Below are 15,704 nucleotides of genomic sequence, written 5' to 3'. Positions count from 1 at the left end.
TTACCCGCGCCAGCGCAACGATGACCGAGCACACCTTGCACCGCAGCACGATGTCATCGAAGTGACGCGCAGCAATGCGAAGACTATCCTGACTGGTCCATGCAGGAGGCTCGTTACCCCTCTGCGTTCAACTCTGTCGAACCGGACAGCATGGCAAAGGCAGGCGGGAACAAAGCTGCATCCATCGTGTTCGGCAAACCAAAAAACCGCATTCGGCGAGCCGATCGCCGCCGTCTGACTGCCACCTTGCAGCCCACGGCAACCCACTCCTTTGGGGAGGTGGAGAATACTGATGAGGATCACTTTTTGACTTCTATCAAGCGGAGGCAGGGGCTAGGTTGCCGCTCACGAATGGCGAATCGTTCGCAACCGGTGCGGATGACGGCCCGCGCAAAATCGCTTCGGTAAAGTGAACTAGAAATCACGGTCGCTATGGTAAACTCGCAAAAGAGGAACACCCGATCGCTCCCCAACGCGCGGGGCTATGTCGTCGCGGTTGTCGGAACGGTAGCGGCCATCGGTGGCGCACGTTTTGCCATGGGCGACGCCGCTTCGGAAACGCTCTCCCTGTTTCTGGCGATTTCGGTCGTCGCCACAGCTCTGATTGGCGGGGCGGGCCCGGCCCTGCTCGCAGCTATCTTGGGCCTCACCGGTTGGCTCCTTTCCGGTCAGTTTCATCTCCCCGAAACAGCGGGCTTCGAAACAGGCGCGCTTGCCGTCTTAGCCGCGCTTATTGTCTGGCTTGCCTGGCGATCAGACAAAAATCGAGACACGCAGTCGGAACTGAAGGAAGCACTGGACGACCGCGAGGCGCGGCTTGGGTCGATCCTCGACACCGTGCTCGATGCCACCATCGTCAGCGACGAGAACGGGATCATCATTTCGTTCAACTCCGCAGCCGTCCGTCAGTTTGGTTATTCGGAAGACGAAGCGATCGGTCAAAACCTGAAGCTGCTCATGCCTCAGCCCTACCGCCTGGAGCATGATGGCTACATGCGCCGCTACATGGAAACGGGCGAAAAGAGGATTATTGGTGTCGACCGGGTCGTGGTCGGCCAGCGCAAGGACGGTTCGACCTTTCCGATGAAGCTTGCCGTCGGCGAGATCAAACGCGGCGGAAAACGGTTCTTCACCGGGTTTGTCCGCGACCTCACGGAGCGAGAAGAATCCGCGGCGCGCCTGCAGGAGATCCAGACCGAACTCGCAAGGCTCGGCCGATTGAACGAGATGGGCGAGATGGCGTCGACGCTGGCGCACGAGTTGAACCAGCCATTGTCGGCTATCGCCAACTATGTGCATGGCTGTGCGCGTTTGTTGCAGAACGCGGTCGACGATCGCGATATCCAGGTTCGCGACGCCTTGCTGGAAGCGGGAGAACAGAGCATCCGCGCCGGGCAGATCATTCGACATCTGCGCGAGTTCGTCACCAAGGGCGAGACGGAAAAGCGCACGGAGAGCCTGCGCCAACTCGTGGAAGAGGCCGGAGCGCTGGCGCTTGTCGGCTCACGGGACAAGGGCGTGCGCACTGTGTTCGATTTCACCTCAGACAATGATCAGGTCTTTGTCGACCGCATCCAGATCCAGCAGGTGCTGACCAACCTCATGCGCAATGCGATCGAGGCGATGAAGCAGACGGAAAACAAGGAAATCCGCGTCAGCGTCCGCTCGGACAAGATGGACCTGCTGACGGTCAGAGTTGAGGATTCCGGTCCCGGGATATCTGCTGAAGTCGCTCAGGATATCTTCAAGCCATTCACAACCACCAAGGCAGGAGGAATGGGGATCGGCTTGTCGATCTCCCGGCGGATCGTCGAAGCCCATGGCGGAGAGATGACCGTGTCCAAAAGTGAACTTGGCGGCGCCTGTTTCAGTTTTACCCTTTTGCAGCACGACGAGGGCCAGAATGCAGCCTGACGATTTTACCGTCCACATCGTTGATGACGAAGAGGCACTTCGCAAATCGCTGGCGTTCATGCTCACGGTGAACGGTTTCGGCGTGAGGCTTCATCCGACCGCAACCGCCTTTTCGGAGATTGCCCAGAGCCTTCGCAACGCAGTCCTGATCACGGACATGCGCATGCCCGACATGAGCGGCCTGGACCTGGTGCGCAAGATATCGAGCATCTCGCCACCGATACCCTCGATCATCGTGACAGGGCATGGCGATATCCCGATGGCTGTCGAAGCGATGAAAGCTGGCGCCGTGGACTTCATCGAGAAACCGTTCGAAGAGGCCGTGATCATCGAAGCGGTGCGACGGGCGGCCGAAAAACTGGCTGATTCCTCTGCGGGCACGGTGAGCGTGGACGATATCCGCTCACGCATGGGTAGCCTCAGCGAACGAGAACGGCAGATCCTGGCAGCAGTCGTGGCCGGGCAGCCGAACAAGGCGATTGCTTTCAATCTCGACATCAGCCCGCGGACCGTCGAAGTCCATCGCGCCAATGTGATGACGAAGATGAAGGCACGCAGCCTGCCGGAACTGGTGCGCATGTCGCTGACCGTCAGCATCTAGCCTGTCCAGCAAAGTTCTCTTAGCGGTTTTGCGTCCGGACTGCGGAAAAACTAATAGATAGAGAATTTCAGGTAATCGGCTTTTCACCGGAAATTCTCTAGCCGATTTCTCGCGCAATCCGGCTTACGCTTGATCCATGACAAGGTCGTGCATCTGCCAATATGCGATCATGAAGCTTGGTGAAAGATCACGACCGAGCTTCTGAGATCCGATTGTCCACGCTGTCTGCCATTGTTGCTGTTGTCAAGGACCCGGCCTTGCTGCGGTCGATCAGCTTTGCCCTCAACACGCACGGCCAGACAGTAGAGCAGTTCAACGACTGGACGATGGCTGCCGAGGCGATCAGTCATGCGCAATGCGTCATTCTCGACACCTGCCTCCCGCCCGCCGATCTGACGGCCGGCCTCAGCCTGGCCAGCCGCGGCGTAAAAGTCGTCTTGCTCGCCGAGGACGACAGAGACTACGAGGGCGTGAACCCGGACGACATTTGTGTGCTGTCCAAGCCCCTCAAGGGACCGGATATTGCCAATGCCGTATCGGCCCTACGTAAGAACCCGTAGTGGAAGAACTCAATAGCGACAAAGCCTCCGATCCAACATGATCTCCTCAACCAGAGGGGACATGCCGATGCAGACCGCCGCTTCGATCACACTCAATTCGCGTATCTCCGCCCCGCCGCGTGCGCGGAGCCAGGCGCATATCAGGCCCGTGATCTTTCATGCGCCGGATTGCGTGATCTACGCCCAGGGCGAACGCACGCGTTCACTCTATCAGATCGAATATGGGGCGGTGCGCATTTACCGCCTGCTGGCCGATGGCCGCCGTCAGATCGTCGCCTTTCACCTCGTCGGTGAGACCTTCGGCTTCGAGATCAACGACACCCACAGCTTCTATGCCGAGGCCATGGTGAACACCGGTCTGATCTCCATCGAACGCGACGCCGGCGGCCAGCTCAACGACCGCCTGGTCGGCGTTGCCTTGAAAGCCATGGTTCGCGCCCAGGAACACTTGCTGGTCGTCGGCCGCCAGAGTTCGCTCGAGAAAATCGCCGTTTTCCTGGTGGACCTCGCCGATCGCGAGGGCGGCGCGGATGTGATCGACCTACCCATGAGCCGCATCGACATCGGCGACTACCTGGGGCTGACCATCGAAACCGTTTCGCGCACGATCTCGAAACTCCGCGATATGGGGATCGTCAGGCTGCGCAATGCCCGCAGCATCGAGATCGTGAAACCCGAAAAGCTTCGGATGCTGAGCAACTAGAGCAAGTCCAGCAAAAGTGCGAAGCGGTTTTGCGTCCGAAATTGCGTGAAAACAAAGAGATAGAGCATTGAAGGCGCATCCGTTTTCGCCGGAAGTGCTCTATAGTCTTTCCGGCAAAACTGCGTCGGCATATGCGAAACAGCGGACCGAAGCCGGGCCCTGAGAAACGGTCGTCGCTCGGTCTCCGCACGGATCACCAGATCACTCATCTCCGCTTGCGACACGACGCTCGTCGTGACCGAGGCGACACCGCCCCCCCAGGCGACATGGAAGGTCTCTGCCTGCCGGAACGCGCGGAAGCGCGATCCACATAGAGGCTGGTTCAGTCAAAAAATGCCGCCCAGGGCCTCCCGGGCGGCATTTTCCATTCTGCAACAATCTTCCGGTTTACTTCGCTGCGGCGACAGCAGCGTCGATGCGCTCGCGGGCCTTCTTCGGAAGCTTGGCGGCGTTGAAGGCGTCGAGATTGGCGGCAGGGGCGTCCCCAACGAGGATGGCAGCGACCATACCCATGCCGACATGAGGCGCGCATTTCACACCGTAGACACCGGGAACCTCGAAGGTAACCTTGATCGTCTCGTTCATCTTGCCCTTGAACTCCGCAGCACCATCCGGGATCATGCCCTTGATGGTTTCGGCATTGTGGCCCTTGTCGGTGGGGATGAAGGTGACGGTATCACCGGGGGCAATCTTCAGGCCCGCAGGCTCGAACACCATGGCACCATCTGCACCCTTGTTCAGCAACTTGACTTCGAAGTCAGCAGCGATCGAGAGCGCCGGGGCCGAAAGCAAAAGAACGGCTGCCATGGTTACACTACGCAGTTTCATTTTCATCTCCTAAGACGGGAACACCTCGTTCCGATGGAGAAGAGATAGGCCGGGATGGACGAGCCTTCTTTGCGCAATATCAAGTAAGGGAACGCTTTCCCTGGCTATCGACGTTCGGGAAGCGAATCCGCCAGCGATGCCAGTTCGGCCATATCGCGCACAAGCAGTTTCTGACGACCGCCTTCGATCAGGCCTCTGCTCTCCCAGGAACTGAATATGCGCGAGACCGTATGAATCGTGGTTCCGGTCATTTCGGCGATATCCTGCCTTGAAATCGGAAAATCGATCCGAATTCCCGCAGCCTCCTTGCGACCGGCCTTCTGCGCCAGCCGCAACACGGTATGCGCTACCCTCTTCTCGACTTCTTGCGTGGACATTTCGCGAATGCGGACATGCGCTTCCTCGAGCCTTTGTCCGATCGTCTCCATCGCGCTGACGGCAAGCCTTGGATTCCGTTCCACGAATTTCGGCCACATATCAGTTGGCCAGGACAGAACAATGCTTTCGGCAGCAGCAAGGGCGGTTCCCGGATAATCGTGTCGTTGCAGAGCCTTGGCGAAGCCGAACAGGTCACCTGGATGGACGACGCGCACGATGATCTGCTGACCCGCGCTCGTGACCTGCGTGACCTTCAAACGCCCATGCAGAAGGAGGAAGAAATATGAAGCCGGCTGTCCCTGTTCGAACACGGACTCACCGATCGGCAGTCGTCTCGTCTGCGCGGGAACGAGCAGCGCGTCCAACTCGTCATCGGTCATCTTGTCGAATAATGACAAGGACTTGATGATCGTCCGATCAAGTTTCAAAACAGATCCCTCTCCCGCCAACCAGCGTGCACTTTCAGGCCTTGAGGAACCCGATAACGACTGTCATGGCGAGTGTCCAATGCGACAGGGGCAACCTACCTCACAAGGCACCGATCGAAAAGAGCAAAGGAGCGTACCAGCGACGATCTTCGACCAGCCGGAAGCCGACATGGTCTGGAGGAACACCGACAGAACAGCCACCGCTTTTAGGGTCGCGGATGAACGAACTCAGGGGCGATCTGTGTTTGCCGGTGGCAATATAGACGCCGCAGGCTTCGGTTGTGACCGACCGTCCCTCCGTGACGAGATCGACGCGTTTATTGCAGGTCGTCGTCCATTCCCAGACGTTACCAGCAAAATCGGCCAGACCATGCTCGTTCTCGCCAAAGCTGCCATAGGGAAGCGGCTCTGGCTCCTTGGATCTCTTGCGAGCGGCTTCGCGCTCGTAGTCGGCGAGCCAACGCAGTGCCGGGTTCCGAGTGTCCGGATCTATGCCGAGGGCGTCATCCGGAAACTTTTCACCAGCCGCAAAGGCCAACTCCACGTCACTCGGCAGACGCCAGACCCCACCGCTCTTTTCCGAAAACCAGCGGGCATAGAGTGTCGCGTCGTCATGACTGACGCCAGTTGCCGGCATGTCGGGGCGAGATAGGGTGGCCGATTCCCGGGCCGGGCATGCCCCATCGGCAACGCAGGCATCGTAATCCTGCGTGCTCACCTGATACTTCATGATCGTCAGAGGCGCTGTCATCACATAGTCTGCCTTCGGCCCGTCGACGGCATATCCGGCGCGGTAAAACTCACCGGGCTGGCGGTAGGTGAAACTTGCCGGAGCCACCGAGATCGTCTGCGGCGGGAGCAGATCAGTGCCACCACTCAACCGCACGATCCCCGATTGAACCAAGACGGCAGTGGACAAAGCACCGATGAGCAGAAGCGGCAGCAATACCGAGCCGACCGAATTCGGATGCCTGGGGGTGAGAACAGCGCCGGACATGGCGATTTCCAACAGATTAGAGAGGAAGTTCACGGGGCGCTCTATCAGCACCCCGTGCGTCGCAAGGATCAGCTGTCCGGCTTGACCACGGCGGTCATCAGATCGTCGTTCCAGTCGCCGGTGACCTTAAAGTGTGCGGCCGCACCCTTTTCGAAGGCTTCGATCAGGTTGTGGTTCACATAGGCGTAGATGCCCGGCTGCTGGAAGGTGTAGTAGGCGGCACCCGCAGCGCCTCCGGGAATGAACCAGGTTTCCTGATCGAGTTGCGGCGGGTTGGCGAACTTGCCGGTTGCCCAGACATAATCGCCATGGCCACCGATCAGATGCGGACGGGTATCGCGATTGGCCTGCGAATGCAGGATCAGAACCCGTTCGCCGACCGCAGCAGTCAGGGCATTGTCGCCCGTCAGGGCTCCGACCGCACCGTTGAAAACAATGTGGCTCGGGGTCAGCGTGTTCATGACTTCGAGCACATCGGCATAACCATCGCCGGCACTTTCATACTTCTTGTAATTGCCGTCGGCATCCTTCGGAACATAGAAGTCCTGCTCGCCAACATAATAGACCTTGTCATAGGGTAGATCGTTGCCCTTGTGATCCTTCAGGCCGTCGCGCGGCAGAACCATGATCGCGCCATTCATGCCCGAGGTGACATGCCACGGCACCATTCCGGGAGGTGCGCAGTGGTAGACGAAGACACCTGCCTTGGTGGCCTTGAAGCGCAGGACGGCTGTCTCGCCCGGATTGACCAGCGTCAGCGCACCACCGCCAAGGGCACCTGTGGCCGAGTGGAAATCGATGTTGTGCTGAAGCGTGTTGGTCTCGGGATTGATGAGGGTCAACTCGACATAATCGTCCTGATGAACGACCATCATGGGACCAGGGACCGAGCCGTTGAACGTCATGGCATGGACTTCGGTTCCGGCATCATCGACGATGATCTTCTTTTCCTGGATGGTGAGTGTGAACTCGACAACCTTCGGGGGCCCTTCAGCCTTCTGCGTATGGGCATGAACGAAGGGCGGCGCCACCAGGTCGACCTTTACCCGCTCCAGCTTGGCAATGTCGGCGGCGGTGGCAGCGGCGTTGGTTTTGATGTCACCGCCTTCGGCGCGAGCAACCGTGCCTGACAAAGCAGGTGCGAGTGCGCTCGCGAAGACAGCGCCGGCAAGCATTGTTCTTCTGGTTAGGTTCAGGCACTCGGTCATGGTCGTTTCTCCTTATCAATCAGTGAGCGTTTCGCTCGAACTGTTGACACTGTTTTACTTCATGACGCGCCGATCTATTTGTTCTGGAACAATGAACTTCGGAGGGCGACTGCGTCATTCAGCCGCCGATCTAATAATAGGATTGTCGGCGCCCTTTGATCGAGATCAATTACTTCGTCTGAAAATCTTCGAGGCAGCATCATCGGCGACTTTGGAGAGCAAGTTTCATGAAGGAAGAGACACGACCAACCCGTGGCGGCATTCCTCGCGGCCTGGGGCGCGACGGCGCCATTCTGCTATCCTACGGATTCCGGCCTTTCTATCTCGGCGCGTCTCTTTGGGCCATTGCGACGATCACGATCTGGATCTGCACGATTAGCGGCTGGCTCCAACCAGCAGAAACATATGGCCAGTCCGCCTGGCACGCGCACGAACTTCTTTTCGGCTTCATGCCGGCGGTACTGGTGGGATATCTGGTGACGACCGTCCCGAACTGGACGGGTCGCTTTCCCCTCTCAGGCAAGCCTCTCGGCCGCCTCGTCTTCATATGGCTTGCGGGCCGCCTCTCCATGCTGATGGTCGGGGAAACAACGGCCGTCATCGCGCTCCTGATCGACTGGATCTTCCTTCCACTCTTTGCGTATTTCTGCTTGCGGGAGGTCTGGGTCGCGAGACGAATTGCGGATGTAAAGCCAATCCTTTGCGTTAGCTCTCTCGCGCTTATCAATGGCGGGTTTCATATCGCAACCATGCACGGCGGAGACGTCGGAGCCTGGGCACGGGCAGCCCTTTCCGTCTATGTCCTGTTGATCACCGCGACCTCCGACAAACTCATTCCAAGCTTCACAAACAGCTGGCTTGCCCAGTCAGGCAGACCGCGCCTCGCCACCGGCAATCGCATTGTCGATAGCTTCGTCCTGACTGCCACGCTCCTGACCGCGACGATGTGGACATATGAACCGTCCAGTCTGCTTACGGCGACCCTGGCGGCTGTTGCGGCTGGTGCGCACCTCGTTCGCGCAGCAAGATGGTTCAGGCCAATGATCCTGCGATCTCCCCTGATCTCAGGGATGCACTTCTCTTACGGCTTCATCCCTCTCGGGCTATTGGGAATGGGCGCGACCGCACTCGACCTGCTCGGCCCGCTTACGGCAATGCATCTTCTAGCCATCGGATCCGTCACGGGGATGATGCTTGCGGTTATGAACCGGTCGATCCGGCTTCATACCGGTCGAAACGAGAAAATTTCGTGGGTTCAGCGGCTGTCCGTTCCATGCGTGCTGTTTGCAGCAGGCGTTCGCATCGCAGCCGACCTCATTCCGGAATACTATGGGCCCGTTATCGCAACGTCAGGACTGTTCTGGATTTCCGCCTTTGTCTTGTTTCTCAGGGACAATGCGGGTCTCCTATGCCACGTTCAGCGGCAACCGGGTCGTCAACCTTCACCGCCAACCCGGATCAACATGCGATAGGCGCGCTTCGACGCATCGAGATTGCCGACCCATTGATGACCGCGCTGTTCCAGCTCCGCGCATAAAAAGCGCGATTCCTCTGACAACACCGCGAAAAGCACTTCGCCGGGCTCCATGAGTTCGATCAGCGAGAGAACCTTTTCCATCGGTACCGGGGGCTGCTGCTCAGAAAGGTCGACCCGCCACAGCGGATCAGGCCAGGCCGCTGCTTCTTCTGCCCCGATCGAGTGGAGAACTTCTGCGGAAGCTTCCGTCACCGGAAGGAACATCACCTCCCACTCGCCGTCATCCAGTTCCTTCAGTTCGGCCGAATAGCCCCGGCGCGCCATGACGCTCAGCAGCGGTACCGGGCGAAACGTTGCCAGCAGGCGCAGGCCTTCTCCCGGCTGCAAGGACTGAACCGCATCCATGATCGCGGGAAACGGCTCCCCTCCGTCACGAAGGATGGGCCTTACGTCGAGTTCTTTGAAGTTGGCTGTCGTCGACACTTGACCTCCCAATTTCCGACTTCACCTGTCCGATCACCATGGATGGCGTGGAGCGACCGCTGTCTCCCGATCGCTCCCTCATGGTTCAGTGACCGCCACCGCAGTTGCAGTTGCAGCCTTCGTGCTTCTTTCGGCGAATCCGGACTTCCCATATCTCCGGACCGCGGGAAAGGTATTCCCATCCGAACATCCCATCATAATGCATTTCCAGATGGTAGTAGAGCGGGACCGGATCATGATCGACGGTCAGGAGCAGCTGGTAATCCGGAAGCAGCGCATTCAACATTCCGAATATGCGGGGATGTCTTTCCATGTGGGGAATTTCGCGCACGTCGAGTTTGAGAACATGATCTTCAACAACGGTCATTCGGTGGCTTTCTTCAATGCAGGTTTGCAGGTCGCATGCAGCTCTGCCGCACCACAGGACATTGCAGCCCGCGTGCCCAGCCTTCGTTGTGCTGTGACAAGCAAAAGCTGGAAAGCAGCGTTCCTCTTTGCCTTTCGACAACGAAACGACGGCACCTGACAGTATCGTCACGGCACAAAACCGGAGCGATATGATGAACTCAGAGATTATCCGCCGTTATGGCGAAAGCCGCCTGCCCCGTTACACGAGCTATCCGACGGCGCCCCGCTTTTCGCCCAGCATAGGTGCGGGCACCTATCGCGACTGGCTGGCCGCCGTGCCGGAAAACGATCCGGTCTCCCTTTACCTGCATGTGCCCTTCTGCCGCTCCATGTGCTGGTATTGCGGCTGCCACACGACGATTACCCAGAAGGATGCACCGATCCTCGACTACCTGACCGTGCTGAAACAGGAAATCAGACTGGTGGCGAAGGCCATCGGACGGCGGCAGGACGTCAGCGACATTCACTTCGGCGGCGGCACGCCCACCATCATGACGCCGCAGGAATTCCGAGATCTGGCTGCCACGCTTGCCGCAGCCTTTGGCACCGGGAGCACGACAGAGCTTGCGGTGGAAATCGACCCGAGAACGCTGACCGTCGATATGTTTGAAGCACTCGGCGAAGCAGGAATGACCCGGGCGAGCCTCGGCGTACAGAGCTTCGATCCCAAGGTTCAAAAGGCGATCAATCGCATCCAGTCGGCAGAACAGACGGCAACAGCCCTTTCAAACCTGCGCAAGGCAGGAGCCAGAAGCGTCAACTTCGACCTCATCTATGGTTTGCCGCATCAGACCGTCGACTCCGCGATTGAAACTGCGAAGATGGCGGCCGCCATGCGTCCCGAACGCTTCGCCGTGTTCGGCTACGCCCATGTTCCGAACTTCAAGAAGCATCAGCGCCTGATCGATGCGGCAGCCCTTGGCGATGCTCATGAGCGGCATGCCCAGGCAGAGGCAATCGCGGCAACGCTGTGTCAAGCCGGATATCGCCGCATCGGCCTCGATCATTTTGCCCTTCCGGAGGATTCGCTTTCGATCGCGGCCGATCGCAAAGCACTGCGCCGCAATTTCCAGGGATATACGACCGATGACGCCTCGACACTCATCGGGTTTGGATCCTCGGCGATCGGACGCCTTGACGAAGGCTACGCGCAAAACGACGTCGCGATCGGACGTTATGCAAATGCCATCTCATCCGGTGAACTGGCGACGTCGAAAGGCTATCGTCTCATCCGAGAAGACCGCGTCCGTGCCTGGATCATCGAGCGGCTGATGTGCGACTTCCAGGTCGATTTTGGAGCCATGCCGGAAGGTTTCGAACTTCCAGACGACAGCATCGGCAAAGCCAATCTGCCACTGAAGACGTTGTTGGAGGAAGGTATCGTTAGCTGGCGTGGGGATCTGCTGAGTGTCGATACGCAGCACAGGTTCCTGGTGAGAACGGTGGCTTCGTGCTTCGATGCCTATCTCGGTGAAACGGACAGAACACACGCCACTGCGGCCTGAGACAAAACGGTGAAACGAGAAAGCCCGGACCGATCGCTCGGTCCGGGCTTTCCCTTTGCGCGATCGCGGATCAGCGAACGAGCGCGCGGTAGATCTGCGGCAGGGCTGCCGGCAGGCGCCGGATATCGGGTACGACGGCATAGCCGTGATGGCCGAACACGGCGGGCACATAGGTCTTGGCATCCTGGTCGACGGTCACGCCGAAGACATGGATGCCGCGGCGGCGCGCCTCGGTCACTGCCCGGCGGGTATCTTCAAGCGCAAAACGGCCCTCGTAGTGATCGACATCGTTCGGCTTGCCATCGGTCAAAACAAGCAGCAGGTGCTTGCGGTTGGGACGTTCGGCAAGCTTGGCCGTCGCATGGCGAAGCGCTGCGCCCATGCGGGTGTAGTAGCCGGGCTTGAGCGCGGCGATGCGATGGTGCACATGCGCACTCATCGGCTCGTCAAAGTCCTTGATCGTCTCGACACGCACCCAGTCCCTGCGCCTCGACGTGAAGCTCAGGATCGAATGCATGTCACCACAGGCGGCAAGCCCCTCGGCCAGCACCAGAAGGGCCTCCTTCTCGACATCAAGTACCCGGCGGTCGTTTAACCAGGCGTCAGTCGACAGCGATACGTCGACCAGCAACGTGACGGCGAGATCATGGGCCTGCGGCCGGCTTGCCAGATGGATACGGTCCGAACATTCACCGCTCGCGGCCAGTTCGGTACGGCTGCGGACCACAGCGTCGAGATCGAGATCGGCACCGTCTACCTGCGCGCGCAGCATCTCGTGGCGCGGGCGCATCGCCTCAAACTGTCGCCGCACTCGGCGAACCAGCGCCTTCATCTCCGGCGACGGGCCAGGCGAAAGGCCTTCATCGGATGCCGGGCCGGCAATGACCCGGCAGTGGTCCTTGAGATAGACCCCGTGCCTATAGTCCCATTCCGGATAGGTCGTTTCAGCTTCGATGGCAGAATGAATGAGCGCTTCCGGCGGCAGGTCGAGGTCGAAGCGGAATTTCGCCGCAGGTCGGCCCTTGCGTTCGCCAAGCACCATCTCGTCGAGTTCATCGGCAGCCGACGCATCGTGATCGTCGCTGTCATCGGCGGGACGATCGACATTGACCATTTCGGCCATGGCGAGGATCTTTTCGAAGCGGTTGAGGATGAAGGGGCTGCGCTCGCCCTTGGCGGCAGAATCCTTTTCGCGCGTCGCGACATAGCGGCCAGCGGCTTGTGCATCCGCCTGACTGGCGCCGACCGGCTGGTCCGTGTACTGGCGATCAGCCCATTCTTCCCGGACGACGGCTTGCGGCCAAAGCGGCACGGGCAACATCGGCAGATAGCCTGGAGGCGCCCTCCCCGGCATATCATCCCCCGCCGAAAGCGGGGCAAGCCCGACACCACGGCGCAGGAGATCGATGATACGATCCTCCAGCAACCCCTCGACCCTTGGCAGAGAGCCACGCCGGCGCTCCGACAAGAGGGCGCTGCAAAGCCGGCGATAACAATCAATGAGACCGGGAAAAGCCTTCAACACCCGCTCTTCAAGCACCGACGCCGCCTCCAGCATGGCGAGATCTGCCTTAAGCGGATCGATTTCGGTGATTGGCTGAAGCGGCATGACGGCCATGGCAGCCGCCAGCCAGATATAGAGATCGCGGTTGAGCGCCTGCTCCGGCATCAGGTCGAGGACCGGGGGCAACATCACGCTTGCTTCGTCCCGCGCCGGGTGGATGAGCTTTTCCTCGCCGAGCCCCATGCGCTGGCGCAGCTTCAGCCGGTGTTGCGAGGTCTTGCCCCGTGCGGGGACCAGTTGCACCGTCTTTTCCCCACCGAAGCCACGGAAGCAGACGGAAAGCACCGGAAGCACCTCTTCCAGCATGACGGCAGCGTTTGGGTAACGCGGCCAAGTGCGGGTATCGCCAGCGAGCCTGTGCCAGGCGCGCCCGACCGTTTCCTCGAGCTCCAGAAAGTCCAGCATGACATTCTCCTAGCGGATGACCGCCTTTGCCAGTTCGAGAAGGGCAGTGCGCACGTCGGGTTCGTCGGTCAGCGGCTCGATCATGGCGGCGCGAACGGCGTCACGCGGAGACAGACCGGCATCGATCAGGCTGGCGCAATAGACGAGGAGGCGCGTCGAGACGCCTTCCTCCAGGTCATGACCTTTCAGTGCGCGCAGCCGTCTGGCGAGTTCAACGAGGGGCTCGACCGTGACAGCGGGCAATCCGCTCTCGGCCGAGACAACCTCGATTTCCCGCGCCTTGGGCAGGAAGTCGAATTCAATGGCGACGAAACGCTGGCGGGTCGAGGGCTTCAGCGCCTTGAGCAGGCTCTGGTAGCCGGGATTGTAGGACACGACCAGCATGAAGGCCGGCGGCGCCGCGAGTTCTTCGCCGGTGCGTTCCAGAGGCAGGATACGCCGGTCGTCGGTGAGCGGATGGAGGACCACGGCGACATCCTTGCGCGCCTCGACCACCTCGTCGAGATAGCAGACGCCACCGTCCCGGACCGCCCGGGTCAGCGGTCCGTCGACCCAGACCGTCTCTCCGCCCTTGAGCAGGAAGCGGCCAGTGAGATCGGCAGCGGCCAGATCGTCGTGGCACGAGACGGTGGTCAGCGGCAGATCGAGCTTCTGTGCCATATGGCTGACGAAACGGGTCTTGCCGCAGCCCGTCGGACCTTTGAGGAGCAGCGGCAGTTGCCGTGTCCAGGCTGTTTCGAACAGGGCGCATTCGTTGCCGGCTGGAGAATAGGCCGGGATTTCAGGCTGAATGTTGCGGGCGATGAGATTCATGGTGCTGATCCTTCAGAAGTTTGGAAAGGCCCCGCCGCCGTTTAAGCAGCGGGGCCGCTCAGTCACTCGGCAGGCTCGATGTAACCGCCGAAGGCAGGCTCTTTTTCCTTGCCGGGTATCAGCACGGCCCAGACGAACATCAGGGCGGAGACCAGGACGACGGCGCCCGAGCCGAGGCGCACCCAATAGAACAGGGCCAACTGGTCCTGGACGTCCATGTAGCTTTCGCCAAGCACGCGCTGCAGATGGACCTGCAGGACACCGGCAAAGGTGAGCGCGAAGGTCATGACCGACATGGCCGTGCACATCATCCAGAAGCTCGCGATGGACAGCCACTGGTTATAGGGCTGACGTCCGCGCATCTCGGGAATGGCATAGGCCATGATCGCGAGGTTCAGCATGACATAGGCGCCGAAGAAGGCGAGATGTCCGTGAGCTGCGGTCACCTGCGTACCGTGGGTGTAGTAGTTTACCGACGACAGCGTGTGCAGGAAGCCCCAGACACCGGCCCCGAAGAAGGCCATCACCGAGCAGCCGAGCGACCACAGGAGTGCCGCCTTGTTCGGATGCTTGCGGCCGGCCTTCCAGGTCATGACGAAGGTGAAGATCACCATGGTGAAGAAGGGGGCGACTTCGAGCGTCGAGAAGAGCGAACCGATCCACTGCCAGTAGCCCGGCGCACCGATCCAGTAATAATGATGGCCCGTGCCGAGGATACCGGAGAACAGCGCCAGACCGATGATGACATAGAGCCACTTCTCGACGACCTCGCGGTCGATGCCGTTGAGCTTGATCATCAGGAAAGCGAGCACGGAGGCCATGATCAGCTCCCAGACGCCCTCGACCCAGAGGTGGACGACATACCACCAGTACATCTTGTCGAGCGCCAGGTTGGCCGGGTTGTAGAAGGCGAAGAGGAAGAAGATCGCGACGCCCCAGAGCCCGAAGATCAGGATGTTGGTGACGACGGTCTTGCGACCTTTGAGCGATGTCATGGTGACGTTGAACAGCAGCATCAAGGCGACGATGACAATGCCGACCTTGATGATGAAGGGCTGCTCGAGAAACTCGCGTCCCTCATGAATGCCGAAGAGATAACCGACGACGGCGGCAGCAGCAGCGATCAGGAAGATCCAGAACTGCGCGATTGCGAGCTTCGGGCTGTAGAGCTCTGTCTCCGCCTCTTCAGGCAGCAGATAGTAGGTCGCGCCCATGAAGCCCATGAGCAACCAGACGATCAGGGCGTTGGTGTGGATCATGCGCACGATGTTGAAGGGGACGAGTTCGGACAGCGTGTTCGGCAAGACATAGATCGTGCCTGCCAGCACGCCGAAGAGAACCTGTGCGAGGAAGAGGCCGAGCGCGCCGTAGAAATACAGCATCGCGACCTTCTGGCTTTGATATTTCATGATAGATCTCCTTGGGTCACGAA

General features: G+C 59.7%; 16 protein-coding genes. 7 read left to right on the top strand and 9 right to left on the bottom strand.

Annotated features, from left to right (window positions below; all coding sequences use genetic code 11):
* Positions 1 to 537: 537 nt before the first annotated feature.
* The 4 genes from DFO46_RS00360 (at position 538) to DFO46_RS00345 (ending at position 3,778) form a co-directional block, all read left to right on the top strand.
* Entirely contained in the window at positions 538 to 1,914 is a 1,377-nt protein-coding gene (locus tag DFO46_RS00360; protein ID WP_245422587.1) for a PAS domain S-box protein, read from the top strand.
* Complete coding sequence (gene fixJ / locus DFO46_RS00355; RefSeq protein ID WP_120275930.1) at positions 1,904 to 2,515, top strand: response regulator FixJ; 612 nt, start codon at positions 1,904 to 1,906, stop codon at positions 2,513 to 2,515. Before DFO46_RS00360 ends, fixJ begins: the two co-directional genes overlap by 11 nt.
* A 212-nt stretch (positions 2,516 to 2,727) precedes the next feature.
* Positions 2,728 to 3,075, top strand: coding sequence for a hypothetical protein (locus DFO46_RS00350; RefSeq protein WP_120275929.1), 348 nt, complete (start codon positions 2,728 to 2,730; stop codon positions 3,073 to 3,075).
* Between the two features lie 61 nt (positions 3,076 to 3,136).
* Entirely contained in the window at positions 3,137 to 3,778 is a 642-nt protein-coding gene (locus DFO46_RS00345; protein WP_342588658.1) for a helix-turn-helix domain-containing protein, read from the top strand.
* A gap of 387 nt (positions 3,779 to 4,165) precedes the next feature.
* On the opposite strand, the gene DFO46_RS00335 is transcribed toward DFO46_RS00345, so the two are convergent.
* The 4 genes from DFO46_RS00335 to nirK form a co-directional block, all read right to left on the bottom strand.
* Entirely contained in the window at positions 4,166 to 4,612 is a 447-nt protein-coding gene (locus tag DFO46_RS00335; RefSeq protein ID WP_110792359.1) for a pseudoazurin, read from the bottom strand.
* A gap of 98 nt (positions 4,613 to 4,710) precedes the next feature.
* Positions 4,711 to 5,412, bottom strand: a complete 702-nt coding sequence (locus tag DFO46_RS00330; protein WP_110792358.1) for a Crp/Fnr family transcriptional regulator — start codon at positions 5,410 to 5,412, stop codon at positions 4,711 to 4,713.
* A gap of 100 nt (positions 5,413 to 5,512) precedes the next feature.
* Entirely contained in the window at positions 5,513 to 6,409 is an 897-nt protein-coding gene (locus DFO46_RS00325) for an SUMF1/EgtB/PvdO family nonheme iron enzyme (protein ID WP_120275928.1), read from the bottom strand.
* 68 nt (positions 6,410 to 6,477) lie between these two features.
* Positions 6,478 to 7,617 (bottom strand): copper-containing nitrite reductase, encoded by a 1,140-nt coding sequence (gene nirK, locus DFO46_RS00320; RefSeq protein WP_110792356.1) that lies wholly within the window; start codon positions 7,615 to 7,617, stop codon positions 6,478 to 6,480.
* Positions 7,618 to 7,844: 227 nt separating this feature from the next.
* On the opposite strand from nirK, the gene DFO46_RS00315 reads away from it, so the two are divergent.
* Positions 7,845 to 9,089, top strand: coding sequence for an NnrS family protein (locus DFO46_RS00315; RefSeq protein ID WP_120275927.1), 1,245 nt, complete (start codon positions 7,845 to 7,847; stop codon positions 9,087 to 9,089).
* On the opposite strand, the gene DFO46_RS00310 is transcribed toward DFO46_RS00315, so the two are convergent.
* Together DFO46_RS00310 and DFO46_RS00305 are read right to left on the bottom strand one after the other, a co-directional pair.
* Entirely contained in the window at positions 9,053 to 9,577 is a 525-nt protein-coding gene (locus tag DFO46_RS00310) for a DUF2249 domain-containing protein (RefSeq protein ID WP_245408925.1), read from the bottom strand. The genes DFO46_RS00315 and DFO46_RS00310 overlap by 37 nt on opposite strands.
* Before the next feature lie 85 nt (positions 9,578 to 9,662).
* A complete protein-coding gene (locus DFO46_RS00305; protein WP_348627745.1) occupies positions 9,663 to 9,863 on the bottom strand; it encodes a DUF2249 domain-containing protein in 201 nt (66 codons plus the stop codon).
* On the opposite strand from DFO46_RS00305, the gene DFO46_RS24075 reads away from it, so the two are divergent.
* Positions 9,813 to 10,103, top strand: a complete 291-nt coding sequence (locus DFO46_RS24075) for a hypothetical protein (RefSeq protein ID WP_245422626.1) — start codon at positions 9,813 to 9,815, stop codon at positions 10,101 to 10,103. The genes DFO46_RS00305 and DFO46_RS24075 overlap by 51 nt on opposite strands.
* 34 nt (positions 10,104 to 10,137) lie before the next feature.
* Positions 10,138 to 11,490: an oxygen-independent coproporphyrinogen III oxidase gene (hemN, locus tag DFO46_RS00300; protein WP_120278081.1), complete on the top strand. Its 1,353-nt coding sequence runs from the start codon at positions 10,138 to 10,140 to the stop codon at positions 11,488 to 11,490.
* 70 nt (positions 11,491 to 11,560) lie between these two features.
* On the opposite strand, the gene DFO46_RS00295 is transcribed toward hemN, so the two are convergent.
* From DFO46_RS00295 to DFO46_RS00285, 3 genes are all read right to left on the bottom strand, one after another.
* Complete coding sequence (locus DFO46_RS00295) at positions 11,561 to 13,459, bottom strand: VWA domain-containing protein (protein ID WP_120275924.1); 1,899 nt, start codon at positions 13,457 to 13,459, stop codon at positions 11,561 to 11,563.
* 9 nt (positions 13,460 to 13,468) lie between these two features.
* Positions 13,469 to 14,272 carry a CbbQ/NirQ/NorQ/GpvN family protein gene (locus DFO46_RS00290; RefSeq protein ID WP_110792352.1) on the bottom strand — a complete coding sequence of 268 codons (804 nt, stop codon included), beginning with the start codon at positions 14,270 to 14,272 and terminating at the stop codon, positions 13,469 to 13,471.
* Positions 14,273 to 14,334: 62 nt separating this feature from the next.
* Positions 14,335 to 15,681 (bottom strand): nitric-oxide reductase large subunit, encoded by a 1,347-nt coding sequence (locus DFO46_RS00285; protein ID WP_120275922.1) that lies wholly within the window; start codon positions 15,679 to 15,681, stop codon positions 14,335 to 14,337.
* Positions 15,682 to 15,704: the final 23 nt, after the last annotated feature.

The organism is Rhizobium sp. AG855 (assembly GCF_003610655.1).
Taxonomy (GTDB): domain Bacteria; phylum Pseudomonadota; class Alphaproteobacteria; order Rhizobiales; family Rhizobiaceae; genus Allorhizobium; species Allorhizobium wuzhouense.
This window is presented reverse-complemented; position numbering and strand designations above follow the sequence as displayed.